This is a genomic window from Virgifigura deserti (assembly GCA_003576685.1).
GTDB classification, from domain to species: Bacteria; Pseudomonadota; Alphaproteobacteria; order Dongiales; family Dongiaceae; genus Virgifigura; species Virgifigura deserti.
Genome location: QOZR01000006.1, coordinates 109,102 through 136,078, shown reverse-complemented (window position 1 = coordinate 136,078; position 26,977 = coordinate 109,102). Strand labels below are relative to the sequence as shown.

The following is a 26,977-nucleotide window of genomic DNA, read 5'->3' as shown; positions in this document are numbered from 1 at the left end:
ACTCAGTCTCCTCTAATGTCCCGCGGCGACCAGGCGGCCGGTCGTCTCTCGGCGGCTATCCTCGAACAGCCGGCCGTGGCGCAGGGTAAGGACGCGATCGAACTTCTCCGCCAGATCGTCGCGATGCAGAACCCAAAGCACGCCGCGGCCGCGACAGGCGGCCAGAATATTGTCGGCCATGCGGAGTTGCGCGGCGCCGTCGAGCGCCGCGGTCGCTTCGTTCACGATGAGGAAATCCGGGCGCTTGACCAGGGCCCGTCCGAGACCGAGCTTCTGGCGCTGCGTCGGCGTCAGCCGCTTGCCGCCGTTCCCGACCTGGAATCCGAGCCCGACCCTGAGAATGGCCGGCCGCAGGTCATGCGCATCCACCACCTCGGCGATCAGCGCCCCGATATGCGCCTGGGCCTGCGCCTGGCCGTAGACGACGCGGCCGAACAGGATGTTGTCTTGCAGCGTGGCGGCGCTGTTGTAGCGCGTCTCATCATAGAATTCGACGGCATCGCGGAGCGAGTCCGGGAGGTGCCGGGCGAAGGCTCGGCGGGCGACCAGGATACGCTCCTCCATTACCGGATCGATCAGGGCGAGGCGATGCCGCGCCTCGACATAGGGGAAAGAGAGGCCGATCAGCCTCGCCCGGTCGGCGGTGTCCAGACTGCCAAGCCCCTCTTTGTCGATCCGGGCCAGCAAGGCGCGGAAGTCCGGCAGATCGTCGGAACCGATAAAGCTGAATTGCTCGAAGAAGGGATGGCCCGGCGGCAGGTCCGCGAACAGCTCGACCATCGTTTCGGCGATCCGCCGGCCCATCTCGAGCAGATCGCCGATCAGCCCGACCCGCTCCAGGACCGACCGGAGGTAGGCGTTCCGGGCGATCTGCTCGGTGTCGAACCGGTCGCCGAGCGGGGTCCCGAACAGGATATTCTCGGCGACCGACATGTTGCGGTTGTAGCGCTTCCGGTCGAAGGGCTCGAATAGGCCCGTGCAGGACTGGTCGGCCAGCCGGCTGCGCAGATCGCCGCGGGCCGTGATGAGTCTTGCCGCCAGATCGGGCTCGCGATCCGGCTGGATCGTTCCGCGCAAGCCGAACTGATAGGCGTCGTCGTTGAGCTCGACAAGATGCAGGGTTTCGATCAGCGACGCGTCGAGCGCCTCCGGCCCGCTCGCCTCGACGGCCTGATAGTCGATCCAGTCGGCGGCGAAATCGAACTCCGGATTGCCCGCGCGCCGCGCTTCGGCGGCATAGGCCCTTTGCCGCCGTTGCGTTTCTTCGTCATAGTCCGGCGCGACCAGCGGCCGGTGCTTCAGGCCGTAGAGTAGGTTGTCGCGAAGGCTGCCCGGAAACAGATAGGGGTCCTGCCCGGCATAGGACATACGGCGCCCGGTCACGGCTTCCGGCAGGCTCACGAGATTACGGCCGCCGATCGAGACCGTGCCGCCGGTCGGCTCCACGAGGCGGGCCAGAACGAGCGCCAGTATTTCCTTGCCATGCCCGGGCGGGCCGACGACGCCGACATGCTCCGTGAGATCGAAGGCGAAGCTGACGCCATCCAGCACCTTGCCCACCCCTTCCTCGGTCAGCGACAGATTCGAAACGGTGACGGAACCGGCGAGCGGTTCTCCGGCGTCGGCGTTCGGATCCTGGAGCCTTGCCGGAAGCAGGGTCGAAGGGCTGAACTGCTCGATCACCTGCTCGTATTTGATCTGCACGTCCTGGCGCTGCTGGTCCCAGTCGATCAGTTCCTTGACCGGCCCGGGCAAGTCCTTGTAGGCCGCGATCACCGCGACGAGGCTACCGATCTCGAGACGGCCGGTGATCGCCAGATAGCCGCCGACGAGATAGAACAGGAACGGCGTGACCTGGGCCAGCAGGTTGTTCAGGAACTTGACTGCGAACTTCCACTGATAGAGGTCGAAGCGGATGCGGTAGATGCGGCCGAGCCGCTGGGCGATGTCGGCGCGCTCCAGGTTCGAGGTGTCGTGGATGTGGATCTCCGCCGAGCCGTCGACGATCTCGGCGACCCGCCCGGCGAGCTGCCGCGCCGTGAGCTGCCGCTGCTTGGCCAGCTGCAGAATTCGCACACGCAGCCGTGGGATGATGACGGCCTGCAGCAGTAGCACGGCGATGGTGATCAGGCCGAGCCAGACGCTTTGCACCAGAATGAAGATCAGCGCCGTCAGCGCCTGTCCGCCGAGGAAGACCGGCTGTACAAAGGCATCGCCGATGAAGCCGCCGAGCGGTTCGACCTCGTCCTTGATCATCGTCGCGATCTCGGCCTGCTTCATCTTGCGCAGATGCGATTGCGGCGAGCGCAGGACACGGTCGAACAGCGTGTAGCGAAGCCGGCGCAGCATCCGCTCGCCGAGCTGCCCCTTGCGGGTGTTGATGACGAACTTGAACAGCCCGTTGATGAAGACGAGCAGAAGGAAGATCAGGCTGAGTGCCACCAGGTAGGGGACGCGCTCGAGCTCGAAGCCCTCGAACAGCGTCCATCGCCCGTCCTGTCCCGGCCCGGACAGGAAGTCCGGTACCGGCAGCTCGACATTCAGGAAGCGCGTGGTGTCGTCGGCGCTCTCGAAGCCTTGCCCCTGAATCGCCCGGTCGATGATCAGCCGGGGCAGGTCCAGCGACAGGAAATAGAAGACCTGCGAAAGCACGACGATCAGCAGGATGCCGATCTGCTCCTTGCGGCTGTGCCGGAGAATATATCTGAACAGATTGGATTCCATGATCCGCAGAGGCGAGAGGCGCCTTATGTTGGGTCTTCACCCGACGACCACCATAACCCAGTTCCCTCCGAGGGAGAATGGGCGGCAGCGTTCACGGAATCTTTGCTTTTCTGTGCTTGGCGGGCTGTGGCATAGTCCGGCGCAGGGGCATTCGACAAACCGGCCCGGGGAAAACCGGCCAAGGCGGCAGCCGACGATGACCGACATCCGGAAACCGGGTCGCGTTCTTATCTATAGTCATGACACCTTCGGCCTCGGCCATCTGCGCAGATGCCGGGCGATCGCGCATGCCCTGGTCGAGCACGACAAGGACCTGTCGGTCCTGATCCTCAGCGGCTCGCCGATCATCGGCAGCTTCGACTTCCGTACCCGCGTCGATTTCGTCCGCATTCCCGGCGTGATCAAGCTTCGTAATGGCGACTACACGCCGCTCAGCCTGCCGATCGATATCGATCAGACGCTGGCGATGCGGGCCTCCATCATCCGTCACACCGCGGACATCTTCGATCCGGACCTGTTCATCGTCGACAAGGAGCCTCTCGGCCTGCGGGGCGAGGTGCAGGACACCTTGATGATGCTGAAGGATCGCGGAGTGCCGCTAATCCTCGGCCTGCGCGATGTGATGGACGAGCCGAGCCATCTGGCGCCGGAATGGGCGCGCAAGAAGGTGATCCCGGCCCTGCGCGACCTGTTCGACGACATCTGGGTCTACGGCCTGCCTCAGATCTGCGATCCGCTGGGTGGTATCGAGCTGCCCCGGTCGGTGCGCAAGAAGATGACCTTCACCGGCTATCTGCCGCGCAAGCTGCCGCATGCGACGCCGGGCACGCCGCTGCAGAAGATCGAGGAACCGTTCCTGCTGGTCACCACCGGCGGCGGCGGTGACGGCGACGACGTGATCGACTGGGTCCTGCGCGCCTATGAAACCGATCCCGCCATGCCCTATCCGGCACTGCTTGTGCTGGGACCCTTCATGCAATCGCAGCGACAGGCGGAATTCTTGGCGCGGGCATCTTGCCTCGACAAGGTCGAGGCAATCACGTTCGATGCCCAGATCGAGACCCTGATGGCCCGCGCCGCCGGGGTAGTGGCGATGGGCGGCTACAACACCTTCTGCGAGATCCTGTCCTTCGACAAGCGGGCGTTGATCGTGCCGCGTACCACGCCGCGCATGGAGCAGTTCATCCGGGCGGCGCGCGCCGCCGAGCTGGGGCTGGTGCGAATGCTGCCGGAGAGCGGCAAGAACGATGCGCATAAGATGGCCACCGCGCTGCGAGATTTGCCGCAGCAGAACCGCCCTTCGGACGTGGTGATCCCCGGCCTCCTCGACGGCGAGACCAATCTTGGCCGCCTGGCCGACCAATGGCTCGATTATGGTCGACGGCCGCGCCTGCAGCTGGCCGGGCGCAAAGCGCGCTGAGCTATCCCGTTGACCGGCCCGACCGTCCTTTTCGTCCTAAAGGGGTATCCGCGGCTCTCCGAGACATTCATCGCCCAAGAGATCCGGGCGTTGGAGCGGCGCGGTCTCGATATCCGCATCGCCTCCTTGCGGCACCCGACGGATCGGGCGGTTCATCCGGTGCATCGCGAGATTCGGGCGCCGGTCTCGTATCTTCCCGAATATCTCTATCAGGAGCCGTTGCGGGTCTTGCGCGCCTGGTGGCGGCAGCGCCGCCGCCCGGGCTATCGCGCGGCATGGGCGGCGTGGCGCAGGGACATCGCACGCGACCGGACGGCGAACCGCGTCCGGCGGTTCGGGCAAGCGCTGGTGCTCGCCGACGAAATGCCGGCCGAAGCCGTCCGGCTGTATGCGCATTTCCTGCATACGCCCGCCTCGGTCGCACGCTATGCCGCCCTGCTGACCGGGCTGCCCTGGAGCTGCTCCGCGCATGCCAAGGACATCTGGACCACGCCCGATTGGGAGAAGCGGGAGAAGCTGGCGGCGGCGGATTGGGTCGTCACCTGCACCGCCGCCGGGCAGGCGCATCTGGCGGCCCTGGCTCCAGATCAGCGTCGCGTTGCGCTCGTCTATCACGGCCTCGATTTCGAGCGGTTCGTCGCGCCGCGTCCGACCGCCGGCCGCGTTCAGCGCGACGGCGGCGATCCGGCCGACCCGGTGATCCTCCTTTCGGTCGGACGGGCGGTCGAGAAGAAGGGCTATGACGATCTTCTCGAGACGCTCGCGCGCCTGCCCGCCGGACTGTGCTGGCGGCTTGTCCACATCGGCGGCGGACCGCTGCTCGGTTCGCTGCGACGGCGTGCCGCGGCGCTGGGCCTCGCCGACCGGATCGACTGGCTGGGCGCACAGCCCCAGGAGGTCGTTCTGGACCACTATCAAAAGGCCGATCTGTTCGTTCTGGCCAGCCGGATCGCCGCCGACGGCGACCGCGACGGCCTGCCGAACGTACTGATGGAGGCGCAGAGTCAGCGGCTGACCGTGGTTTCGACCCGCGTCTCGGCAGTGCCGGAGCTGGTGATCGACGGCGTGACCGGCGTCCTCGTCGCGCCCGGCGACACCGCCGCGCTGGCCGTTGCGCTGGCGGAACTGATCGCCGACCCGGGTCGCCGCGAGGCGCTTGGCAATGCCGGGCACGACCGCGTTCGCCGGCAATTCGACATGGCCGGCGGCATCGACGAGCTGGCCGCGCGTTTCGGAACCGGAACGAATGATGCCGCCGTGATGGGGATCCGGCCTTGCGCCTAGCATTCTATGCGCCGCTGAAGCCGCCGACACATCCCGTTCCGTCCGGCGACAGGCATATGGCGCTGCTGCTGATGGCGGCCCTGTCGCATGCCGGCCACCAAGTGGAGCTGGCGCATCGGCTGCGCAGCCGCGCCAGCCATCCGGCGCGGCAGGTGGAGATCGCGGAACTGGGCCGCCGCGCCGCGGACGGCCTGATCCGCCGCTATCGGACCCGGTCGGTGGCGGAGAGGCCGGAAGCCTGGTTCACCTATCACCTTTATTACAAGGCGCCGGACTGGCTCGGGCCGCCCGTGGCGGACGCGCTCGACATCCCCTACCTAGTCGCGGAGGCATCGCATGCGCCGAAACGGGCATGCGGCCCTTGGGCGATGGGGCATGAAGCGGTGGTCGCGGCGATCCGGCGCGCCGACGCGATCTTCACCCTGAACCCGGCGGATCGCGCCGGGCTGGAGCTCGTTACGGAACAGAAGCGACTTGTCTCCCTGAAGCCCTTCCTCGAATGCGCCGCCTTCGCCTCGGCTGGGCGGCGCGAGGCGGCCCGCGATCGCCTGGCGGGGCAGTGGCGCCTCGACCCGCGGCAGCCATGGCTGTTGACGGTGGCGATGATGCGGCCCGGCGACAAGCTTGCCTCCTATCGACTGCTGGCCGAATCGCTTGGCAGCGTCGCCGCGTCGCCTTGGCATCTTCTGGTCGTCGGCGACGGCGCGGCGCGGCCGGCGGTCGAAGCGGCCTTCTCCGAACTGGGAGAGGATCGGATCCGCTTTCTCGGCGCGAGGCCACCGGAGGACCTGCCCGACCTCTATGCCGCCGCCGACCTCCATGTCTGGCCGGCGGTCAACGAGGCCTATGGCATGACCCTGCTGGAGGCGCAGGCGGCGGGCCTGCCGGTGGTCGCCGGCCGCTTCGGCGGCGTGCCCGCCATCGTCGCCGACGGCGTGACGGGGCTGCTGACAGCTCCCGGCGACGCCGGTGCCTTCGCCAATGCGGTCCGCCAGCTTCTCGATGATTCCGTCCGCCGCAGGGGCCTGGGTGCCGCGGCGGCGGAGCGGGTCGCGGCGGAGCACGATATCGCGTCGGCCGCCAGTTTCCTCAACGAGACGATCCGCCGCGTAGCGGCCCGGGTGGAGGCGGAATCGTGACCCGCCTCGCCGTCATTCGCCACGGCGCGACGGCCTGGACCGAAGCACGGCGCCTCCAGGGTCGGCATGATACCTGCCTCAGCGTAGCCGGCGCGGCGGCGGTGCGAGCTTGGCGCCTGCCCGTGGCACTGTCCGGCTTCGACTGGTTTTCCAGCCCGCTGCGCCGCTGCCGGGAAACCGCGGCGCTCCTTCGCGGCCAGCCGGTGGGGGCCCCTGGGGAGGCCGATGACCCGGCCGTGCGGCTGGAACCGCGCCTGATCGAGATGAGCTTCGGCGCGTGGGAGGGGCGGACCCTGGCCGAGCTGCGCGCGACGCTCGGCCCCGCGATGGCGCGCGAGGAAGCGCGCGGGCTGGATTTTCAGCCACCGGAAGGTGAGAGTCCCCGCGACGTCCAGGCGCGGCTTCGCCCATGGCTGGCGGAGCGCGGCGCGGCGGGGCGCGACAGCATCGCCGTCACCCACCGTGGCGTGGTCCGGGCGCTCTATGCGCTTGCCACCGGTTGGCCGATGGTCGGCAAGCCGCCGGTCCGTCTGATCGATCCGGCGCTGCATCTGTTCACGCTTTCGCCAGCGGGCGATCCGACCGTCCAGGCGATGAACCTGCCGGTGCGCGCGCCATGACGCAGCACCGGATCTTCTTTTACGTCCAGCATCTTCTCGGCATCGGCCATCTGCATCGGGCCGCCGCGATCGCACGCGCCCTTCAGGCGGAGGGGCTCGACGTCTTCTTCGTTTCGGGCGGCGTTCCCGTCACCGGACTCGACCTCGGCGGCGCCGAGCTGGTGCAGCTTCCGCCCGCGCTGGCAGCCGACGCAGCGTTCTCCGGCCTCGTCGATGTGGAGGGCCGGCCGGTCGACGACGCCTGGAAGGCCGATCGGCGCGCTGCCCTGCTCGACGCCTTCACTCGGATCGAGCCCCAGCTTCTCCTGGTCGAACTCTTTCCCTTCGGCCGTCGTCAGTTCCGCTTCGAGCTGCTGCCGCTGCTCGAGGCGGCGAGGCAAAGACGGCCGCGGCCGGCCTGTGTCTCGTCGGTGCGGGACATCCTGGTCGCCAAGAAGGACCCGGCGCGCCTCGCGGAGACGGTGGCCGTCGCGCGGCGGTATTTCGATCGGATCCTGGTCCATGGCGATCCGCGCCTGGTCCGGTTCGAGGAGACCTTCGGCGCCGCGGCCGAGATCGACGACCTGCTGTGCTATACCGGCTATGTGGTGAACGAGCAGCCATCGACGCCGAGCGGCGACAACGGTAGAGGCGAGGTCCTGGTATCGGCCGGTGGCGGCGCCGTCGGCGAGACACTGCTGCGGACGGCCCTCGCGGCGCGCCCGCTGAGCCGACTGGCGGCGGCGCGCTGGCGCCTGATTACCGGAACCAACATGCCCGCGCAGGCCGTGGTCGAGTTGACTGCCGCGCTGCCGCCGGGGGATGTCGGGGGGGTTGTTATCGAGCGATTCCGACACGATTTCCAGGACTTACTAAGGAATTGTCGCCTGTCAATATCGCAGGGCGGATACAACACGGTGATGGAGCTGCTTTGCGCGGGGGCGCCTGCCGTCATCGTGCCCTTCGCCGGCGGCCAGGAAACCGAACAGGCGCTGCGGGCGCGTCTTCTGGCGGATCGGGACCTCTGCGCGGTGGTCGACGAGGCGCGGCTGACTCCGGAATCCTTGGCTGCGGCCGTCGATGCGGCGCTCGAGCGCGCGCCGGCGCGACCCGGCGGCATTAATCTCGGCGATATCGATCTCGGGGGCGCCGCCGGGACGGCGCGGCTGGTCGCGGCACTGGCGGCACGGGCGGGGGAAGGACAACCGGCTCAGCGGCATGCGCCGAACGGAGGTCGTCTACGGGAATGAACAGAGCATCGGCAGCAGAGACGGATTGGACGGATCTGGATCGCGAGCTCGCCGCCTGGGCCGCCGCCGGGCGGACCGCCACCTTCTGGTGGCGCGACGATGACGCGGTCGGGCCGAGCGCTGCGCTGGATCGCCTCCTTGGGCTTGCCGCGGCGGAGGCGGTGCCGCTCGCGCTGGCGGTAATTCCGGCGGAGACCGGGCCGGCGCTGGCCGACACGCTGCGCGAGCATCCCGGTCGGGCCGTTCTTCAGCACGGCTACACGCACTGGAACCATGCCCCGGCGGGCGAGAAGAAGGCCGAGCTGGGCGCGCATCGGACGGCGGCCGAGGTGACAGCGACGTTGAGCCAGGGCCAGGATCGGCTGCGCGTCTTGTTCGGGGCGCAATTCTTGCCCGTTCTGGTGCCACCCTGGAATCGTATCGATCCTGCATTGATCCCGGCGCTGCCCGGTCTGGGCTTCACCGGCCTGTCGACCTATGGCGGCAAGGCGGGGGCAACGCCGGGAGGACTCGCGGTCATCGACACCCACATCGACATCATCGACTGGCGGAACGGCCGCGGCTTCGTCGGCGAAGCTGCGGCGCTGGCGCTCGCCGTCCGTCATCTAGCGGCGCGGCGGCGGGGCGAAACCGCCCCGGACGCGCCGATTCGGGACGAGCCAACAGGCCTGCTGACCCATCATCTTGTCCACGATCAGGCGAGCTGGGCTTTCATCGCCGCCTTCATCGCCAGGGTCGCAGCCCATCCGGCCGCGCGCTGGCTGGATGTGTTCGAGCTGTTCGACCCGGACCGAACTGCGTGGGCCCATACCGCATGAGCATCCACCGCTATCCCATGAGCAGCCTGATGCCGGATTATGCCCGCGGCATTCTCGGCATCGCGATCGGTGCCGGCGGGCTGATCCTGGTGGCGTCGATGTCGATCGTGGCATTCATTTTCGCTGGATTGACGGCGCTCTTCGCGCTGTTCACGATACGGACGGTCCTGCGGCAATGGACTCGCGTGGCGGTGACGGAGCAATCCGTATCGAGCCGTCCGGGCCAGGAGCGCCCGTTGGCTTGGAACGAGATCGAGGCGATCACGCTCCGATATTACTCCACGCGCCGAACGCGGGACCGGGGCTGGATGACGTTGAAGCTGAAATCCGGAAGGCGTAGCATCGTCGTGGAGTCGAGCTTGAACGGGTTTGAAGCCATTCTTGCGCGGGCGGCGGAGGCCGCGCGGCGCAACCGCCTGGCGCTCAGCGAGACGACGCGCGCCAACTTCGCCATGATGGGCTTTCCGATCGACGAGTCTTCGGCCCTCGAGTGGGGTTCGGCGGGCGGATCGGCCGATCACTCGACAGGCGCTGGGCGGTGAACGATCTTCTGGCCATTCGCGACCTGGCCATTGCCTTCGATCTGGAGGAGGGCGTCATCGAGGCGGTGCGCGGCGTGTCGTTCCGCGTGCCCGTCGGCGGCACTGTCGCGCTGGTCGGCGAGTCCGGCTCCGGCAAGTCCGTGATCAGCCAAGCGATCATGGGCATTCTCCCGCGCGCCGCGCAGATCCGGGGCGGGCAGATCCTGTTCGCCGATCCGGCGCAACCCGGCAGCGTCATCGATATCGCCGCCCTGCCGCCGGACGGCGCGGCGATGCGGGCGATCCGCGGGGGCCGGATTTCGATCATCTTTCAGGAGCCGATGACCTCGCTGTCGCCGATCCACACCGTCGGCAACCAGATCGAGGAGGCGCTGCACCTGCATCGCCGAGCGGGAGCGGCCGAGGGACGGGAACTCGTCATCGAGATGCTGCGGCTGGTCGGTTTCCCCGACCCGGCCCGGGCATTGAGGATCTATCCGTTCGAGCTGTCGGGGGGCTTGCGCCAGCGGGCGATGATCGCGATGGCGCTGATCTGCCATCCGGCGCTGCTGATCGCCGACGAGCCGACGACGGCGCTGGACGTGACGATTCAGGCGCAGATCCTGAAACTGGTTCGCGACCTGCAGGCCGAGCTGACCATGGCGGTCCTGATGATCACGCATGATCTTGGCGTGGTCGCCAACCTGGCCGAGGAGGTGGTCGTCCTCTATCGCGGCAAGGTGGTCGAGAGCGGTCCGCTCAAGGACATCTTTCATCGGCCCGAACATCCCTACCTGCAGGCGCTGCTGCGCGCGGTTCCCCGCTTCGACATGGAACCCGGCGAGCGGCTGGTGCCGATCCGGGAGATCTCGAGCACGAGCGGGCAGCTTCTGGTTTCCAAGGAGCCCTGGCCGCAGGGCGGCGACGCGGCGGGGCCGCTGCTGTCCGTCCGCGACGTCAGCAAGCGCTACGGGCTTCGCAAGGGCGGCTTCCTCAACAGCCGATCGACACGCGGGCTCCTCGCGGTCGATGATGTGAGCTTCGACATCCGCCGCGGCGAATGCCTCGGCCTGGTCGGGGAGAGCGGCTGCGGCAAGACGACCGTGAGCAAGATCATTCTGCGCGCGCTTAAGCCGGACAGCGGAGAAATCCGCTTCAACGACCGCGGCCGCATCGTCGACGTTCTCCGGATCGGCTCCGACGACTTGATGCGCTTCCGCCGGAAGGTCCAGTTCATCTTCCAGGACCCGTTCAGCTCGCTCAACCCGCGCATGACCGTCTTCGACATCGTCAGCGAGCCGCTGGTGATTCATCGGATCGGCGATGCGGCGTGGCGCCGGGAAATGGTCAAGGAGCTGATCGAGCTGGTCGGCCTCGACGTCCGCAGCCTGAAACGATACCCGCACAGCTTTTCAGGCGGCCAGCGCCAGCGCATCGGCATCGCGCGGGCGCTGGCCCTCAAGCCTGACCTTTTGATCTGCGACGAGCCGGTTTCCGCGCTGGACGTCTCGATCCAGGCGCAGATCCTGAATCTGCTGAAGGATCTGCAGGACAAGCTGGGGCTGACCTATCTGTTCATCTCGCACAATCTGGCGGTCGTCGACTACATCGCCGATCGCATTGCGGTGATGTGCGCCGGCCGTCTGGTCGAGGTGGCGCCCCGGGCGCTTCTGTTCCGCGATCCTGTGCACCCCTATACGCGGGCGCTGCTCGCCGCCGTGCCCGAGCCGGACCCGGATCACCCGCTGGATTTCGATCGGCTGATGGCGGACAAGGCGTCGAGCCCGTCATGCTGGCCGGCGCCCTTCACCATCGACGGCGCGGCGCGGCCCAAGCTGATCCATCTCGGCGATGGCCATTACGTGCGGGCGAGCGACGGCGCCGCAGCCCTGGAGCTGGCATCGTGAGGCGCATAGCCGCAGCCTTCGTCCGGGCCGCGACAATGCTCGCCCTGCTGTCCCTCGCTCTGCTATCCCTCGGGGGACTCGCGCCGCCGTCGAACGCACAGGTCGTCGAGCGGCCGATCGAGGTTCCGGAGCGGTTCATCGAGCCGCCGATGCTGGCGACGCAGGTCGCCGGAGGCGCGCTGCTGTCGATCGAGAAGCGGCTGCCGAACCCGCCCGCGGTCGCGGCGATGGACTGGCCAGGGCAGTCGCTGGGGCGGCACGGCGGGACCATGACCATGCTGATGGGATCGGCCAAGGACACCAAGATGATGGTGGTCTATGGCTATGCCCGCCTCGTCGCCTATGAGCCCGACCTGACCCTCGTCGCCGACATCCTCGAAAGCTTCGAGGTGGAAGAGGGGCGCATCTTCACCTTCCATCTGCGGCCGGGCCACAAATGGTCGGACGGCGCTCCCTTCACTACCGAGGACTTCCGCTATTACTGGGAAGATATGGCGAACAACGAGGCGCTGTCGCCAATGGGCCCGCCGCAGCTTCTGCTGGTCGACGGGGAGCCGCCCAAAGTGGAGATCATCGACGAGACAACCGTCCGCTATAGCTGGTCGCAGCCGAACCCCGACTTCCTGCCGGCGCTGGCCGGCGCCAGCCCACTCTATATCTTCGCGCCGAGCCGTTACCTCAAGACGCTCCATGCCGACTATGCCGACCCGGAGGCGCTGGCGAAGAAAGTGGCTGCCACGAGCCAGCGCAACTGGGCGGCGCTGCACAACAAGAAGGACGGCCTCTACAAGAACAACAATCCGGAGCTGCCGACGCTCGAGCCGTGGATGCTGACGACGAAACCGCCCTCCCAGCGCTTCGTCTTCGCCCGCAACCCCTATTACCACCGCGTCGATCCCGAGGGGCGGCAGCTCCCCTATATCGACAAAGTCATTTTCCAGATAGTCGACTCCGGTATCATCCCGGCAAAGACAGGGGCCGGCGAGGCCGATCTGCAGGCGCGGGAACTGCAGTTCGACAACTACACCTTCCTGAAGGAGGGGGAGGAACGCGGCGATTACGAGGTCCGGCTGTGGGACAGCGCGACCGGTTCGCAGCTCGCGCTCTATCCCAACCTGAACGTGAACAACCCACAGTGGCGGGCGCTGCTTCGCGACGTACGGTTCCGGCGGGCGCTGTCGCTGGCCATCAACCGGCGCGAGATCAACCAGGTGATCTATTACGGCCTGGCGAAGGAAGGGGGGAATACCGTTCTGGAGCAGAGCCCGCTATACCGGCGGGAATACCGGACCGCCTGGGCGGAGTTCAACCTCGAGCGGGCTAACGCGCTGCTCGACGGGATCGGTCTGACCGCGCGCGACGACGACGGCATCCGCCTGATGCCGGACGGGCGGCCGCTCGACATCATCGTCGAGACGGCGGGTCTGGTCACGGAAGAGGCGGACGTGCTGGAGCTGATCCGCGACAGCTGGCGCGAGGTCGGCATCCGGCTCTATACCAAGCCGTCGCAGCGCGAGGTGTTCCGCAACCGCATCTTCGCCGGCGAGACCGTCATGTCGGTCTGGTCGGGCCTCGAGAACGGCCTGCCGATGCCGGACATGGCGCCGCGGGAACTGGCGCCGACCAGCCAGCAGCAGCTGCAGTGGCCGAAATGGGGGCAGTATATCGAAACCGGCGGCGAGGCCGGCGAGCCGGTCGACATGCCCGAGGCGATCAGGCTGATGGCGCTTCTGGAGGCCTGGCGCGATGCCAAGAGCAAGACCGAGCGCGCCGCGATCTGGGACGAGATGCTGCGCATCCAGGCCGAGCAGGTCTTCACCATCGGCACGGTCGCCGGCGTGCCGCAGCCCGTCGTCATCAACAACCAACTGCGCAACGTGCCGGAGACGGCGATCTATAGCTGGGACCCGGGAGCGCATTTCGGGATGTACAAGCCGGACAGTTTCTGGTTCGCGGCGCCGGACCAGACGGCGACGGCGTCGACGCCATGAGCATGAACATGAGCGCGGCGTCGGGCAGCGCCTGATCGGGAGAGGACCGCACGCGATGTTCGGCTACGTGATGCATCGGCTGTTCATCATGATCCCGACGCTGTTGGTGATCAGTGCTTTGATTTTCCTGATCATCCAGGCGCCGCCGGGCGATTATCTTTCGACCTATATGGCCGAGCTGCAGAGCCAGGGCGAGGCGGTGGACCCGGGGAAGATCGCGTATCTGCGGGCTCAGTACGGCCTCGATCAGCCGTTACATATCCAATATATCCGGTGGATCGCCGCCCTGCTGCAGGGCGACATGGGCTATTCCTTTGAATATGGCCTGCCGGTGAACGAGGTGGTCGGCGACCGGCTGCTGCTCACCATCATCGTCTCGGCCGCGACGATCGCCTTCATCTGGATCGTATCGTTCCCGATCGGCATCTACTCGGCGACCCATCAATACAGCCTCGGCGACTACGGCCTGACCTTCCTGGGATATCTCGGGCTGGCGACGCCGAGCTTCCTGCTGGCGCTGGTGCTGCTCTATTTCGCCAACGTCTATTTCGGCATCTCGATCGGCGGGCTGATGGACCCGGTCTATATCGACGCGCCCTGGAGCTGGGCGAAGGCCTGGTCGGTGCTGGAGCATCTCTGGATCCCGGTGATCGTGATCGGCACCGCCGGCACAGCCGGCATGATCCGCCGGCTGCGCGCCAACCTGCTGGACGAGCTGCAGAAGCAATATGTCGTGACCGGCCGGGCGAAGGGCCTGCCGCCGGGGCGGCTTCTCGTCAAATATCCGCTGCGGGTGGCGCTCAACCCGTTCGTCGCCGACATCGGCACTTTGCTGCCCGAGGTGGTGTCCGGCGCGGTGATCGTGTCGGTGGTGCTGTCGCTGCCGACGACGGGTCCGATGCTGCTCGACGCACTGCGGAGCCAGGACATGTACCTCGCCGGGTCGTTCCTGATGTTCCTGGCGTTGCTGACGGTGGCCGGGGTCTTCCTGTCGGATCTGGCCTTGGCGGTGCTCGACCCGCGGATCCGGCTGGGCGGCGGGGCAGGACGGTGATGGGACCCTCGGACGTCTCGATCAGCCAGCCGGCACGGGAGCCGATCCCGCACTGGGCCTCCGACGAGCCGTTCGACCCGGGCGTGACCGAGCAGCTCTCACCCGAGCAGGAGCGCTATTACATGGCGTCGCAATGGCGGATCATGTGGTGGCGGTTCCGCCGCCACCGGGTCGCCGTCGTCTCCGGCGTCATCCTGCTGGCGATGTACGCCTCGATCCTGATCAGCGAGGTCCTCGCGCCCTACGACCTGCACACGCGCAATATCGAGTTCATCTTCGCCCCGCCGCAGCAACTCCATCTGTTCCACAAGGGCGAGTTCGTCGGGCCGTTCGTCTATGGCTATCGCTATCGGCTGAACATGGAGAACCTGAAGCGCGAATACACGCCGGACCCGGCGCAGGTCCAGCCAATCCGCTTCTTCTGCACCGGCGACGCCTACGAGTTCTGGGGGCTGTTCGAGAGCCGTTTCCATCTGGCCTGCCCGGCGCAGGGCGGCACCCTGTTCCTGCTCGGCACCGACAGGCTGGGCCGCGACATGCTCTCGCGGATCCTCTATGGCGCCCGGATCTCGCTAACCATCGGGCTGCTGGGCGTCGCGGTGACTTTTATCCTCGGCGTGGTGATCGGCGGCCTCGCCGGTTATTACGGCGGCTGGGTCGACAATCTGAGCCAGCGGGTGATCGAGATCTTCCGGTCGGTCCCGAACGTGCCGCTATGGCTGGCCCTGTCGGCGATCCTGCCGGTAACCTGGAGCCCGCTGCTGATCTATTTCGGCATCACAATAATCCTGGGCCTGCTTGACTGGACGGGACTCGCCCGCGCCGTCCGCTCGAAGCTGCTGGCGCTGCGCGAGGAGGATTACTGCCTCGCCGCCCGGCTCATGGGCGCGCGGCCGCGGCGTATCATCGGCCGGCATCTGCTGCCGGGCTTCACCAGCCATCTGATCGCCTCGGTCACGCTGGCGGTGCCGAGCATGATTCTCGGCGAGACCGCGCTGAGCTTCCTGGGCCTGGGGCTAAGACCGCCGATCACGAGCTGGGGGGTGCTGCTGGGCGAGGCGCAGAACATCAACGTCGTCGCGCTCTACCCGTGGCTGATGCTCCCCGTGCTGCCAGTGCTGATCGTGGTGCTGGCCTTCAACTTCGTCGGCGACGGCCTGCGCGACGCGGCGGACCCGTATCGGTAGGGAACAGAACTCGGCAGAGGGATTCTGAAGAGCAAAGTCGGAAGCGACATAGTCCGTGTCGGGTGTGGAACAATTGCTGCTGCACCATTCCATTCTGTTAAGGTTTCTTAACGCTCGAGCCAGAGGCAGTCTCAAGGCCGCACTTAAGAGGCTGATTCCTGCGAACATTGCAGTTTCGGCACAATATCTGCATCGCTCTCTCGGGGCGCGTACCGGGAGGACGATATGTCAAAGTTGCTGACGGCGCTTGTTTTCCTGTTTCTGGCCGGGCCAGTGCAAGCGAGCGTGATCTACGAGTTCACCACCACCGATTACACGGTCAGCGACCCCGGCGGCGACTTCGACGGCATCACGCTGAGCATGGAGATCAGCGACTCCATTTATCAAGCCGGCTTCTTTCGGACGCCGGGCACGGAGCCGATGCTGGCCTGCTTCGTGAACGATTTGCTTGGGTTTGCCGCGGATGGAAACCCGGTTTCCATCTGCCCCGACGATCCGGCCTTCCCGTATACGCTTCTAATCCATCTTGATCTGCAATTTGCCGGTACATCGATGACGGGGAGTTTCGCTGCCGTGTGGCTGGATGGTACGGAGGCGATTTTCCTCGACTCGCAGCCATCCGGGCTTTGGAGTGGCGAATATGGTTCGGACAACGCGGAGCTTGGCTGCTGGTTCGAACCCTGTCCCGTGGAGGGCGAATGGCACCTCGTTTCGGGGCCGACGCCCGTGCCCGGACCGCCGTCTCTTATGCTTCTGGCTGCTGGTCTCGTCGGCATCGCGTTCCTCGGCCGGCGAAAGGCCGTATAATCGGACTGCAGGGCCGCTGGCAGCGAGCAACGACGGTTCAGCGTGCCAGCACTAAGAGGTCGATTGGTTCGCCGATGCCGTCGACCGTCTGCCCCGGCAACCGTTCGCGCGGCGACGGTGGCGCGTAGCCTTGGGCCAGCGCCAGCTCGTAGGCTGCGGCGGTGGTGACTGCGCGGAGGCCGAGTGCCTTATTGTGCTTCTCGAGCTTGGCCGAGAGGTTCACCGCGTTGCCGATCACCGTATATTCCAGACGGGACGGGTCGCCGACGGCGCCGAAAACGATGCGGCCCGTGGCCAGCGCGCCGTTCACCGGCACCGATGGCTCGCCGGCGGCGGCGCGCTCCGCCGCCCAGGCCGCCGCCTCCGCCATCAGCGCGTCCATCGCCCGGAGCCCATCGGCGGCATAGCTCTCGCTTGGCGCGGCGGCACCGAAGGTCGCCATGATGCCGTCGCCGAGGAACTTGTCGATGCTGCCGCCATGACGCCGGATGATCGGCAACATGCGCGCCTGATAGGCGCCGAGGGTCGCCACCACCGCATCCGGCGGCAGAGTCTCGGCCAGCTTGGTGAAGCCGCGCAGATCGAGATTGAGGATCGCGGCGTCGCGCGCCTCGCCGGCGCCGGCCCGGACCTGTTGATCGGCGCGCGCGATCTTCTGCGCGACCTCGGGCGCGAAGAAGCGCGAGAGCTCGCGCGCCGCCATGCCCTCAGTCACCGAGCGGACGAGCAGGCGACGGCTGCGCCGGATCGCCACCGCGAGAATTGCCGTCACCAGGAGGATCGACACGATCTTGTCGAACTCCGCGCCGAGCAGCACCGAGTTCGAGGTCAGATATTCGACATAGTTGCGGGTGATCATCGGGTTGTCCGGCTCGACCAGCACGACATAGGCGACCAGCGCCATCCACCCGGCCGCGGCGACCAAGCCGGCGGTCAGTACGAAGCGCGCCTCGAAGCGAAGCGCCCGTAGCGCGATGAAGATGAAGACATAAAGCAAGGTCGGCGCCTTCAGATAGAAGGAGGCCGGCTGCTCGTACTGCAGGTGAAAGCTCCAGATCAGCGCGAACAACAGGCCCATGTCGATGGCGACCGACAGAACCAGGAACCAGCCCGGCAGGCTGATGCGATAGGCGAGGACGAGGCGCAGGCCGGTGAAGAGAAAATACAGGCCGAGCACCCAGGGCACCGGCCGGAAGGTGTCGTGCGCGCTATCGGTCTTGGGCGAGATCAGATAGAGGACGGCGAAGGTCGTCATCACGGCGAGCTGGATCCAGCCGATCAGCCGTTCCGTCTGATCCTCCTGCGTCCGGATCGCCGTGCGCACCCGGGCGGGCAGCATCTCCGCGGCCGTATCCCGCTTCAGCGTCAGGCCTCCCTCGATCCGTTGCGCGACCCTCACCCGGCGCCTTCGGCGCCACCCTCTCCCGTTTGCGGGAGAGGGTGGGGGTGAGGGCGATCATTATAAGCCGGGATCGAGACGGCGCCGTTCATTTCCGGGTGAGCGGCGCGCAGTCGATCTTATCACGGAGTCAGAGTCAGCCCTTCGCGCGCGACGATGGTGCCGGGGCGCGCTCGTTCGGCCTCGGCCGCGACGCGGTCCATGAAAGCGTCGTCATGCGACGGATCATGGTGGAAGATCACGAGCCGTCCGGCACCGGCGGCATCGGCGAGACGAACGCCCTCCTGCCACGTGGAGTGACCCCAGGAGGCGAAGCGCGGGAACTCCTCGTCGGTGTAGGTGCCGTCATAGATCACGATGTCGGCGCCCGCGATCAGACCCAGGATGTTCTGATCGGGCTGGCCGACGACATGTTCGGTATCGGTCACGTAGCAGACGGCCTTGCCGCCATGCTCGATCCGGTATCCGGTCGCGCCGTTCGGATGGTTGAGCGGAGCGGTGCGCAGCGACACGTCGGGATGGGGCCGGAGCGTCTCGCCGGCCACGAAATCGTGATAGGTGGTCTGGGCGGCGAAGATGTCGATCGGCACGGGAAACAGCGGCTCGATCATCATCGAGCAGAGCACCTGGCGCAGCGTGCGCTGCGGCCGCAGATGGCCGGCCCACATGCGGAACCGGTTGGAGGCGCTGAACAGGGACGCGAAGAACGGAATGCCGGCGATATGATCGAAATGGCTGTGGGTAAAGAACAGGTCGGCGTTCAGCGGCTCGCGGTCCTTGAGCTGCAGGCCGAGCGGGCGCAGGCCGGTTCCGCCGTCGAAGATCAGGAGATGATCGCCGCAGCGCACTTCGACGCAGGAGGTGTTGCCGCCATAGCGCGCATAGTCGATGCCCGGGCAGGCGATGCTGCCGCGCACGCCCCAGAAGCGCACGGAAAAATCACTGGTCCGAGGCACCCACCGCTCCCGTTCTGCCGCCCCACGGATTGGAAATAGGATATAGATGCGGCTTCTACAGCGGAACCGAAGTTTCTCGACAGCCGGGTCCGGTCCAACCAAGCTTGGGGCCAGGGGGTTACCAAAACACTACCGATGAGCTGTGTACGCACCGATTGGACGGTGGTTGCCTTCGGCATCTGCCTGGCGGCGCTGGTCGCCTATCAGCAATTCAAGCTGCCGCCGGTTCTGCCGACGCTGCTGCAGCTCTATGGCTATGATCATTTCCTAGCCGGAACGTTCATGTCGGTTTATGCCGCGGCCGGGCTTCTGCTGTCGTTGCCGCTCGGCGGGCTGATGCAGCGGTACGGTGCGGCGCCGTTCATCTATCTGGCCTTCACCCTGCTGATCGGCGCCAATCTGCTGACCCTTCTGGCCCCGCCCGACGGCGGCGTGATGCTGGCGACGCGGAGTCTCGAAGGCATCGCCTACGCGATCTGCGCGATCTGCGGGCCGATTTTCGCCAATCTGAGCGCCAGCCCGCGTAATCTTCCGCTGGTCGCCGCCCTGACCGCCGCCTGGATTCCGATCGGGCAGGTGACGGCCACGCTGGTCGCGCCGGCGGCGCTGGCGTTCGGCGGTTGGCAATGGCTCTGGGCGGTGGGGCTGCTCGGCACCGTCGGCATGGCGCTCTGGACCCGGCACCTGACGCGGGTCGGCCGGTTGGAGCCGTGGCCCAGCGGAGGGCCGAGCGGCGCGGCATCGGATCGCGCAGCGGCGGCCTTGTCGCCGGCCGACCGTATCGGGCTGATTCTTGCGGCGGGCATCTTCATGCTGTGGTCGAGCCAGTATTTCGCCTACATGACCTGGCTGCCGCAATATCTGGTGGAGGCGCACGGCCTTTCGGAGGTCTGGGCGATCGCCGGTTATATGCTTCCGATCGTCATTCTGTTGATTGTGAACCTGCTGACCGGGCTCGCGCTGCGGGCCGGCGTTCCGCTCGGGCCGCTGCTGCTGGGCGCGCTGCTGTCGCAGGCCGCGCTATGGTGGCTGGCGCCGCTGACGACGGGAGTCGTGGCGGGCATCGCCTCGCTGGTCGTCTACGGCATCGGGGCGGGGATCACGCCGAGCTGTCTCTTCGCGCTGCCGAGCGCGATTCTCGGCAGCCGGCGGGCGGGGCCGCAGGCCTTCGCGGTGGTGATGACCGGACGCAATATCGGCGTGCTGATCGGACCCGTCCTGCTGGCCCAGATCTATGAGCAGGCGGGATCCTGGATGGCATCGGTGCCGATCTTCGGGGCGGCGACCACGATCGCGGCCGCGGCGGCACTTTATTTCTGCCGGCAGCGAAGGGGTTACGGCACCAGCCGATAGCCGCCCGGCTCGGTTACCAGGATCGTCGCCGCGGAGGGGTCGCGCTCGATCTTCTGGCGCAGCCGGTAGACGTGGGTCTCGAGCGTATGGGTCGTGACCTCGGCGTTGTAGCCCCAGACCTCGCCCAGCAGCGTATCCCGGCCAATCGCCCGGTCGCCGGCGCGGTAGAGATATTTCAGGATCGCCGTCTCCTTCTCGGTCAGGCGGATCTTGCGCCGGGTCGCCGGATCGACCAGGAGCTTGCTGCCCGGCCGGAAGCTGTAGGGGCCGATGGTGAAGACGGCATCGTCGCTCTGTTCGTACTGGCGCAACTGGGCGCGGAGCCGGGCGAGGAGCAGGTTCAGGCGGAACGGCTTGGTGACGTAGTCGGTCGCGCCGGAATCGAGGCCGAGGATCGCGTCGGCTTCTGTGTCGGCAGCGGTCAGCATGATCACCGGGGCGCCGAGGCCGCCGCGCCGCATCAGCCGGCAGACCTCGCGCCCATCCATGTCCGGCAGGCCGACATCGAGGAGAACGGCGTCGAAATGCCCCTGCTTGACCCGGTCCAGCGCCTCGGCGCCGGTCGCCGCCTCGGCGATGCCGAACTCCTCATAGAGCCGCAGCTGCTCGGCCAGGGATTGGCGGAGCGTCTCGTCGTCATCGACCAGGAGAATCTTCTTGCCGGTCGTCACGTTTCTCTCGGCTTGGCGAAGCGGGCGGACAGGGTCACGGCGTGGCTCTCGGAGTCACCGGATCCGTTGGCGTGGACATAACACCGGTCCGATTCCGGCGCAAGCGCCGCCCCCGTTGTCCGGCGTACCGGTCCCCGCGATGGCTGCAGGCTTTTCAGCGTGCGGGGCACACACCACATGAAGCCTGAAGCCGACCCCGCGGACCGCCACTGGGCACCGCAAGCGTTTGCTTGACCTGCCGCCATGGGGTGGGCCTAATGCGCCGGCGCGGTGCCGGAGTCACGCCCTCTTGAACGTCGTAGATCATGCCTGAATCACTTGCGGAGCTTAGAGTGTCGCCCTCGGAAACGGTCGTTTCGGAGGCGGCCCTTCTTGTCGCCGTCGACCGCGCCACGGCCGAACTGCGCCGGGGCGGGACCATCCTGGTTCATCAGGACGGGACAGCGATGCTGGTCCAGGCCGCCGAAACGGTGAGCGACGAAAGCCTTCTCCACCTGAAGGCGCTGTCTCGGGAAATCCCGATCCTGGCCGTGACGGCGCAGCGCGCCGCGGGCCTGGGCCTTGAAGCGGGGGACGGGGTGGCAGGAATCGTCCTGCTGGCGTTGGAGGATGCGGTGACGGCGGGCCGGCTGCGGCAACTGGCCGATCCGACGGTTGACGTCCCGGGTGACGCGCCATTGCCGGATTGGGCCGAGATCCCGCCCGCCGCCCGCGGCATTGCGAAGGCGGCGGTCGAGCTGACCAAGCTTGCCCGGCTGCTTCCCGCGGCGGTGATCAGCCCCTTCGACGGGGCACCGCCACGGGACCTGCTCAGCGTGTCCGCGCGGGAGATCGCGGCCTATGAAACCGCCGCGGCGCACAGCCTGCAGGCGGTCGGCGAGGCGCAGGTGCCACTTGCCGATGCGGAGAATACGCGCATCGTCGCCTTCCGGCCGGGCGACGGCGGTGTCGAGCATCTCGCCATCGTCATCGGCACGCCCGCGCCCGATGCGCCGGTGCTGACCCGGCTTCATTCCGAATGCTTCACCGGCGATCTGCTGGGCAGCCTGCGCTGCGACTGCGGCGATCAGCTTCGCGGCGCAATCGCCGAGATTGCGCGCCAGGGCAGCGGATTGCTGCTCTATCTGGCGCAGGAGGGGCGGGGCATCGGCCTGGTCAACAAGCTGCGGGCCTATCAGCTGCAGGATCAGGGTGCCGATACCTTCGAGGCGAACCAGCAGCTTGGGTTCGATGCCGACGAGCGGATCTATCTGCCGGCGGCGGAGATGCTGCGGCGGCTCGGCTTTCATCAGGTCCGGCTGATGACGAACAATCCGGAGAAGGTCACCGGCCTTGCGCGATGCGGGATCAGCGTCGTGGAGCGGGTGCCGCACGTCTTTCCGGCCAACGGCCATAATGACCGCTATCTTCGGACCAAGGCCACCAAGTTCGGCCATTTGTTCTGATACCGAAACGTCATGGATCTGCAGATTTCTGGAACGAGCGGCGCCACCGAAGGGCGCGCCCTGTGGGGCGGCCGGTCCTTTCGCTGCACCCTGGGTCGGGCGGGCATCCGCACGGACAAGCGGGAAGGCGACGGCGCGACGCCGACCGGCCGCTTTCTCCTGCGGCGGGTGCTGTATCGCCCGGACCGGATGGCCCGGCCAGAGACCGGATTGCCGGTCGAGGCGATCGCGGCCGATGACGGCTGGTGCGACGATCCGGCCGATCCCGCCTATAACCGCCCGATCAAGCTGCCTTTTGCGGGGCGGCATGAGCGGATGTGGCGGGACGATGCGCTCTACGACATCGTTGTCGTCCTCGGCCATAATGACGATCCGGTGATCCCGGGCTGGGGCAGCGCGGTCTTCCTGCATCTGGCGCGGCCGGATCGCGGGCCGACAGAGGGATGCGTCGGCCTGGCGCTGCCGGACCTTCTGGCGGTGCTGGCCGACGCCAGGGACGGAGATTGCATCTGTATCGAACCGCCGGTATAGGGGCGGGTTTCAAATCTGCCCCTACGGTTCCGTCTGACCGAGTTGCTCAGGATTGCGGCGGACGCTCGCCGAAAATGGCGGTGCCGATCCGGACATGCGTCGCGCCGAGGCGCACCGCCGTTTCGAAATCGCCGCTCATGCCCATGCTGAGGACCGGCAGGTCGTGGCGGCGGGCGATCTCCGCCAGCAGGGCGAAATGCGGGGCGGGTTCCTCGGCGATGGGGGGAATGCACATCAGGCCCTGGACGGGAAGGCCGATCTCGTCGCGGCAGAGCGCGATGAAGCCGTCGGCCTCGGCGGGAAGTATGCCGGCCTTCTGCGGCTCCTCGCCGGTATTCACCTGGATGTAGCAGGCCGGCCGGCAGTCCGATTTCGCCATCGCGGCGCCGAGAGCGCGGGCCAGCTTCGGCCGGTCGACCGTCTCGATCACATCGAAGAGCGCGAGCGCGTCGGCCACCTTGTTGGTCTGCAGCGGGCCGATCAGATGGAGGCGGCTGTCGGGACAGCGCGCCCGCAGCGGCGGCCATTTCCGCTGAGCCTCCTGAACCCGGTTCTCGCCGAAGACCCGCTGCCCGACGTCCATCGCCGCGAGGATGGCCTCGGCCGGGTGGGTCTTGCCGACGGCCACCAGCGTGACGGAGTCCGGCGCACGGCCGACGGCGCGCGCCGCCGCGGCGATCCGCGCCTGGATGTCACCGAGCCGTCCGGCGATGTCGGTGGAGGAGGGAGCGGGCGAGATCATGGGCGGGACTCTCGAACGGGCGCGCCGGAAGCGCAAGACCCGTTGCGGGCCGGCCATAAAGAAAAGGGGAGAGCGGCAGACCGCTCTCCCCGTTCCGAGAGGCTGAGAACGCGAGTTAGAACGAGAGCCCGAAGCCGACGCCGGCCTCGACGCTTTCATAGTCCTCGCCGCCAGCCACCGCGGCACCATCGTTATAGCCGACCATAGCGTCGACCGTGACGCCCGGGCCAAGCGCATAGGCGGCGGTGAACTGGTAGATGTCCAGCTCATCGACCGGGACGAAGCCGAGGGTGGCGCCGTCGTCGTATTCGCCGTGCGTCCAGCCGAGGCCGACCGTCCAGGCTTCGAAGCCATAGGTGACGCCCGCGCCATAGACCTCCGAGTCCAGGTTATCGCCGAGGTCATTCTCACGGAGGTTGTAAACGGCGCCGATCGTCCAGCCGGCGAAGCCGCCCTGCACATAGGCGTTGTAGTGAGCCGGATCGTCCAGATCGGAGGCGGGATCCTCATATTTGGCCCACGAACCGCCACCGCCGACAGCGATGCTGAAGGCGTCGATCTCGGTGGCGTAGGTCAACGCGGCGGAGTAGATGTCCTGCAGGCCGCCGTCCTTGACCTCCGTGCCGGTGAAATTGTCGGCGCTGGCCTCGTGGTCGTCCGCCGCATACGAGCCGGCGAGCTGGAGACCGCCGAAGCTGGGCGTGAAGTAGATCAGCTTCGTGCTGTCGCCGGAAAGACCATAGCAGGTGCCATTGGTGCCAGCGTTCGAGAAGTTCAGGAACGGGCTGTCGGCACCGAAGGCCGAGGAGGCGGTCGGCACCAGATAGCAGAGCTGGGCGTAGGCGTCGTCATCGTCACCGAACCGCACCTCGCCGAAGCCGCCGCTGAAACGGGCATAGGCTTCGTCGATCACGTCGGTCGTCCGGAAACCTTCAAGCTCGACGCGAGCACCGACGGTGATGCCGTTGTCAAGCGTCGTTTCACCGTCGAAATGGACCTCGACTTGCTGCTTGAATTCGACGTCGTCCTGGCGATCGGAAGGAGCGCCGCTCTCGTCGAAATTGCCGCCGACGGCGCCGAAATAAAAGCCGCCGAGGCCGAGCTGCACGCCCTCTTGGGCGGCCGCCGGCGCAACCATCAGCCCGGCAGCGACCAAGGCGCTGGTTCCGAGAAGAATATTTTTCATAACGATCGTTCCTTATACAGTGTCGACCGGCCCCCGAAGAAACGACCGGTCCCCCATTTATACCGCGCCCGAATTCGTTGGGGAGGTGACCAAAGACCTGCTAATCGTCTTTTTCGTCACATCCCCGCTTAACCGAAAGGACTCGGTACGGGCCGCATCCTATTGAGACGATTTGAGGCGTCAAGCTGAGCCCTTGGGTGTTAGTGGCTTTTTCATCATACTGTGTCATTGATGCCACAGCGCGCTCCGGTTACCAACGCTGTCCTACGCGCCGGCTCTTTCGATTTCGTTAAGGGGCGATTCCGTCAACGGGGGCGGTCGGGCGGCAGATAGCCGAAGCGGGCCATCTGCTCGCGGTGGACCGAGACGAGGGCCTCGATCTGCTCCGGAGTCAGCAGGCGGCGCCACTGTCCGGCGCGGCCTTCGCGGAAGAAATGCTCCGTGTTGGTGCTGCGCTCGATGAAGCCTTGCCGCTTCTCCTGCTCGCGCAGCACCTTGAAGGAGCTGAGCTTGATCGCCTTTTTCAGCCTCTCGCGGGGCGGCTTCAGGCCGAGAAAGGCGGCGATGCCGCCGAAGGTCTTGATCGGCGCATCCAGCATGTCCTCGTAGCGGACGACATGGAGCCCCGGACTGGGCTGCCGGGTCCAGCTCATCACATGCTCGGACCAGGATCCGTGGTGCTCATAAACATGCGTGTCGTCGTTGATCGACTCCAGGCGCGGCGTGTTGAGCGCGCCGATCGAGTCGTCGATGGACAGACCATAATGATGGCTGTGCGAAATCACGACATCCAGTGGATTGCGAACGACATAGATCGCGCCGGCTGTATGCGCCATCGTGACCATCGGGACGCCGTGGGCTTCGACCAGAGCGTTGTGCGTCTTGACGAACACGGAGTCGCGGGACGATTTGGTCATGCGCTCATGGACCTTGGGCCGCAGCGCCGCCACCTCCTCCTTCGTCAGCTCCGACCCCGGCCGCTGATCGAAAAGATGGAACCACCGCACTTGGCTGTCGCTGAGCGTGAAATCGGTCAGATGATTGATGTTGTAGGGCTCGTTCGGATTGCGCAACAGATTGTGCAGAAATGCCCTCAACCACGTGTTGCCCGATTTCGGATAGGAGGCCAGCCAAACGATCTTTCCCATGGGACGAGTCCTGAGCGGTAGGGGGATTCGCCGATGCGAGTACAGCGGCAGGCCCCCTACATAAGGCGAAGAGCCGATAACATCAAAGTGCAAAGCACCTCGCGATATCGCGAGGCCACCATGGGGCGGCCGTGGACGGCTCACGAGCTTGACCTGTCGGGGCAGGTCTGCTTTAAACCGCCGATTATATTGGACTTCTTGGAGCAACGGCGGCGATGGCCTGGTCTGCCCGCACGGCACCGGACGGCATGAACTCTTTTTTGCGGAAAGCGATGGCGATCGGAATCGTTCTGGCCGTGGCCGGCTGCGGCTATGGCGAAGCGAAGTACCCGAAGGCCAGGCGGGAAGGACAGGCGACGCCGCAATATGAGGAGCCGGAGACGCTCTTCGGCGAGGGCGGCCTGACCTTCGGCGGCGGTGGAGCGGCACCCAGCGACGATAGCGGCGGCGGGATCGGTGTGAACAGCTTCCTATGGCGGGCGTCGCTCGACACGGTCTCGTTCATGCCGCTTGTCTCCGCCGATCCGTTCGGCGGCGTGATCATCACCGACTGGTATTCGCCGGCGGGGACGACGAACGAGCGCTACAAGGTGAACCTGTTCATCCTCGGCCGCGCCCTGCGCGCCGACGGCATCCGCGCCAGCGTCTTTCGGCAGCAGCTCAACGGCGCCGCCGGCTGGGTCGACGCGCCGATCGACGAGAGCACGGCAACGAAGCTCGAGAACGCCATCCTCACCCGCGCGCGACAGCTTCGGATTGCGCAGGCGGGACAGTAAGACGGCCGAACCCGGCCCTCATGCTTCGACAAGCTCACCATGAGAGCACCCCTCATCCCGAGCTTGTCG

The 26,977-nt window shown here is 66.7% G+C and carries 23 protein-coding genes; 16 read left to right on the top strand and 7 right to left on the bottom strand.

The features are described from left to right. Nucleotides 1-12: 12 nt before the first annotated feature. Nucleotides 13-2,724 (bottom strand): ABC transporter transmembrane domain-containing protein, encoded by a 2,712-nt coding sequence (locus DT069_RS12155; protein WP_119460572.1) that lies wholly within the window; start codon nt 2,722-2,724, stop codon nt 13-15. 196 nt (nt 2,725-2,920) lie between these two features. On the opposite strand from DT069_RS12155, the gene DT069_RS12150 reads away from it, so the two are divergent. The 12 genes from DT069_RS12150 (at nt 2,921) to DT069_RS12095 (ending at nt 16,701) form a co-directional block, all read left to right on the top strand. Next, nucleotides 2,921-4,144, top strand: coding sequence for a glycosyltransferase family protein (locus DT069_RS12150; protein WP_119460571.1), 1,224 nt, complete (start codon nt 2,921-2,923; stop codon nt 4,142-4,144). 9 nt (nt 4,145-4,153) lie between these two features. After that, nucleotides 4,154-5,428 carry a glycosyltransferase gene (locus DT069_RS12145; RefSeq protein WP_119460570.1) on the top strand — a complete coding sequence of 425 codons (1,275 nt, stop codon included), beginning with the start codon at nt 4,154-4,156 and terminating at the stop codon, nt 5,426-5,428. Further along, nucleotides 5,419-6,567, top strand: coding sequence for a glycosyltransferase family 4 protein (locus DT069_RS12140; protein ID WP_119460569.1), 1,149 nt, complete (start codon nt 5,419-5,421; stop codon nt 6,565-6,567). Before DT069_RS12145 ends, DT069_RS12140 begins: the two co-directional genes overlap by 10 nt. Beyond that, nucleotides 6,564-7,187 (top strand): histidine phosphatase family protein, encoded by a 624-nt coding sequence (locus DT069_RS12135; protein ID WP_119460568.1) that lies wholly within the window; start codon nt 6,564-6,566, stop codon nt 7,185-7,187. The genes DT069_RS12140 and DT069_RS12135 overlap by 4 nt, the downstream gene beginning before the upstream one ends. Then, on the top strand, nt 7,184-8,416 hold the full coding sequence (locus tag DT069_RS12130) for a glycosyltransferase family protein (protein ID WP_119460567.1): 1,233 nt from the start codon (nt 7,184-7,186) through the stop codon (nt 8,414-8,416). The genes DT069_RS12135 and DT069_RS12130 overlap by 4 nt, the downstream gene beginning before the upstream one ends. Then, on the top strand, nt 8,413-9,234 hold the full coding sequence (locus tag DT069_RS12125; protein ID WP_425450185.1) for a polysaccharide deacetylase family protein: 822 nt from the start codon (nt 8,413-8,415) through the stop codon (nt 9,232-9,234). Before DT069_RS12130 ends, DT069_RS12125 begins: the two co-directional genes overlap by 4 nt. Continuing rightward, complete coding sequence (locus DT069_RS12120; protein WP_119460566.1) at nt 9,231-9,776, top strand: hypothetical protein; 546 nt, start codon at nt 9,231-9,233, stop codon at nt 9,774-9,776. Before DT069_RS12125 ends, DT069_RS12120 begins: the two co-directional genes overlap by 4 nt. After that, nucleotides 9,773-11,662: an ABC transporter ATP-binding protein gene (locus DT069_RS12115; protein WP_119460755.1), complete on the top strand. Its 1,890-nt coding sequence runs from the start codon at nt 9,773-9,775 to the stop codon at nt 11,660-11,662. Before DT069_RS12120 ends, DT069_RS12115 begins: the two co-directional genes overlap by 4 nt. Further along, complete coding sequence (locus DT069_RS12110) at nt 11,659-13,653, top strand: ABC transporter substrate-binding protein (protein WP_425450184.1); 1,995 nt, start codon at nt 11,659-11,661, stop codon at nt 13,651-13,653. Before DT069_RS12115 ends, DT069_RS12110 begins: the two co-directional genes overlap by 4 nt. A 55-nt stretch (nt 13,654-13,708) precedes the next feature. Beyond that, a complete protein-coding gene (locus tag DT069_RS12105) occupies nt 13,709-14,707 on the top strand; it encodes an ABC transporter permease (protein WP_119460564.1) in 999 nt (332 codons plus the stop codon). After that, complete coding sequence (locus DT069_RS12100) at nt 14,707-15,894, top strand: ABC transporter permease (protein ID WP_119460563.1); 1,188 nt, start codon at nt 14,707-14,709, stop codon at nt 15,892-15,894. The genes DT069_RS12105 and DT069_RS12100 overlap by 1 nt, the downstream gene beginning before the upstream one ends. A gap of 234 nt (nt 15,895-16,128) precedes the next feature. Continuing rightward, nucleotides 16,129-16,701 carry a hypothetical protein gene (locus tag DT069_RS12095; RefSeq protein WP_162913156.1) on the top strand — a complete coding sequence of 191 codons (573 nt, stop codon included), beginning with the start codon at nt 16,129-16,131 and terminating at the stop codon, nt 16,699-16,701. A 37-nt stretch (nt 16,702-16,738) separates the two neighbouring features. Here DT069_RS12095 and DT069_RS12090 read toward each other — a convergent pair whose 3' ends face one another. Together DT069_RS12090 and DT069_RS12085 are read right to left on the bottom strand one after the other, a co-directional pair. Continuing rightward, on the bottom strand, nt 16,739-18,100 hold the full coding sequence (locus tag DT069_RS12090) for an adenylate/guanylate cyclase domain-containing protein (protein WP_425450183.1): 1,362 nt from the start codon (nt 18,098-18,100) through the stop codon (nt 16,739-16,741). A gap of 122 nt (nt 18,101-18,222) precedes the next feature. Beyond that, a complete protein-coding gene (locus DT069_RS12085) occupies nt 18,223-19,056 on the bottom strand; it encodes an MBL fold metallo-hydrolase (protein WP_425450182.1) in 834 nt (277 codons plus the stop codon). Between the two features lie 135 nt (nt 19,057-19,191). Here DT069_RS12085 and DT069_RS12080 point away from each other — a divergent pair, with 135 nt between their 5' ends. Next, nucleotides 19,192-20,409, top strand: coding sequence for an MFS transporter (locus DT069_RS12080; RefSeq protein WP_119460560.1), 1,218 nt, complete (start codon nt 19,192-19,194; stop codon nt 20,407-20,409). On the opposite strand, the gene DT069_RS12075 is transcribed toward DT069_RS12080, so the two are convergent. Beyond that, nucleotides 20,391-21,080: a response regulator transcription factor gene (locus tag DT069_RS12075; protein WP_119460559.1), complete on the bottom strand. Its 690-nt coding sequence runs from the start codon at nt 21,078-21,080 to the stop codon at nt 20,391-20,393. The two genes, DT069_RS12080 and DT069_RS12075, sit on opposite strands and share 19 nt — an antisense overlap. Before the next feature lie 332 nt (nt 21,081-21,412). Here DT069_RS12075 and ribA point away from each other — a divergent pair, with 332 nt between their 5' ends. Both ribA and DT069_RS12065 read left to right on the top strand, forming a co-directional pair. Next, nucleotides 21,413-22,525, top strand: coding sequence for a GTP cyclohydrolase II (ribA, locus tag DT069_RS12070; protein ID WP_425450181.1), 1,113 nt, complete (start codon nt 21,413-21,415; stop codon nt 22,523-22,525). A 12-nt stretch (nt 22,526-22,537) separates the two neighbouring features. Beyond that, nucleotides 22,538-23,056, top strand: coding sequence for a L,D-transpeptidase family protein (locus DT069_RS12065; RefSeq protein ID WP_119460557.1), 519 nt, complete (start codon nt 22,538-22,540; stop codon nt 23,054-23,056). 46 nt (nt 23,057-23,102) lie between these two features. Here DT069_RS12065 and DT069_RS12060 read toward each other — a convergent pair whose 3' ends face one another. The 3 genes from DT069_RS12060 to DT069_RS12050 all read right to left on the bottom strand — a co-directional run bounded on the left by DT069_RS12060 (nt 23,103) and on the right by DT069_RS12050 (nt 26,132). Further along, on the bottom strand, nt 23,103-23,798 hold the full coding sequence (locus tag DT069_RS12060) for a YggS family pyridoxal phosphate-dependent enzyme (protein ID WP_119460556.1): 696 nt from the start codon (nt 23,796-23,798) through the stop codon (nt 23,103-23,105). A gap of 115 nt (nt 23,799-23,913) precedes the next feature. After that, nucleotides 23,914-24,984 carry a porin gene (locus DT069_RS12055; protein ID WP_119460555.1) on the bottom strand — a complete coding sequence of 357 codons (1,071 nt, stop codon included), beginning with the start codon at nt 24,982-24,984 and terminating at the stop codon, nt 23,914-23,916. A gap of 305 nt (nt 24,985-25,289) precedes the next feature. Next, on the bottom strand, nt 25,290-26,132 hold the full coding sequence (locus tag DT069_RS12050) for a sulfotransferase domain-containing protein (RefSeq protein ID WP_119460554.1): 843 nt from the start codon (nt 26,130-26,132) through the stop codon (nt 25,290-25,292). A 272-nt stretch (nt 26,133-26,404) separates the two neighbouring features. On the opposite strand from DT069_RS12050, the gene DT069_RS12045 reads away from it, so the two are divergent. Then, nucleotides 26,405-26,908 (top strand): DUF3576 domain-containing protein, encoded by a 504-nt coding sequence (locus DT069_RS12045; protein WP_425450180.1) that lies wholly within the window; start codon nt 26,405-26,407, stop codon nt 26,906-26,908. Nucleotides 26,909-26,977 lie beyond the last annotated feature (69 nt).

Coding starts and splice junctions, on each gene's coding strand:
- DT069_RS12055 (WP_119460555.1), bottom strand. CDS start 24,984: ATGAAAAATATTCTTCTCGGAACCAGCGCCTTGGTCGCTGCCGGGCTG.
- DT069_RS12060 (WP_119460556.1), bottom strand. CDS start 23,798: ATGATCTCGCCCGCTCCCTCCTCCACCGACATCGCCGGACGGCTCGGT.
- DT069_RS12155 (WP_119460572.1), bottom strand. CDS start 2,724: ATGGAATCCAATCTGTTCAGATATATTCTCCGGCACAGCCGCAAGGAG.
- DT069_RS12105 (WP_119460564.1), top strand. CDS start 13,709: ATGTTCGGCTACGTGATGCATCGGCTGTTCATCATGATCCCGACGCTG.
- DT069_RS12100 (WP_119460563.1), top strand. CDS start 14,707: ATGGGACCCTCGGACGTCTCGATCAGCCAGCCGGCACGGGAGCCGATC.
- DT069_RS12125 (WP_425450185.1), top strand. CDS start 8,413: ATGAACAGAGCATCGGCAGCAGAGACGGATTGGACGGATCTGGATCGC.
- DT069_RS12065 (WP_119460557.1), top strand. CDS start 22,538: ATGGATCTGCAGATTTCTGGAACGAGCGGCGCCACCGAAGGGCGCGCC.
- DT069_RS12050 (WP_119460554.1), bottom strand. CDS start 26,132: ATGGGAAAGATCGTTTGGCTGGCCTCCTATCCGAAATCGGGCAACACG.
- DT069_RS12080 (WP_119460560.1), top strand. CDS start 19,192: ATGAGCTGTGTACGCACCGATTGGACGGTGGTTGCCTTCGGCATCTGC.
- DT069_RS12045 (WP_425450180.1), top strand. CDS start 26,405: ATGGCGATCGGAATCGTTCTGGCCGTGGCCGGCTGCGGCTATGGCGAA.
- DT069_RS12130 (WP_119460567.1), top strand. CDS start 7,184: ATGACGCAGCACCGGATCTTCTTTTACGTCCAGCATCTTCTCGGCATC.
- DT069_RS12120 (WP_119460566.1), top strand. CDS start 9,231: ATGAGCATCCACCGCTATCCCATGAGCAGCCTGATGCCGGATTATGCC.
- DT069_RS12150 (WP_119460571.1), top strand. CDS start 2,921: ATGACCGACATCCGGAAACCGGGTCGCGTTCTTATCTATAGTCATGAC.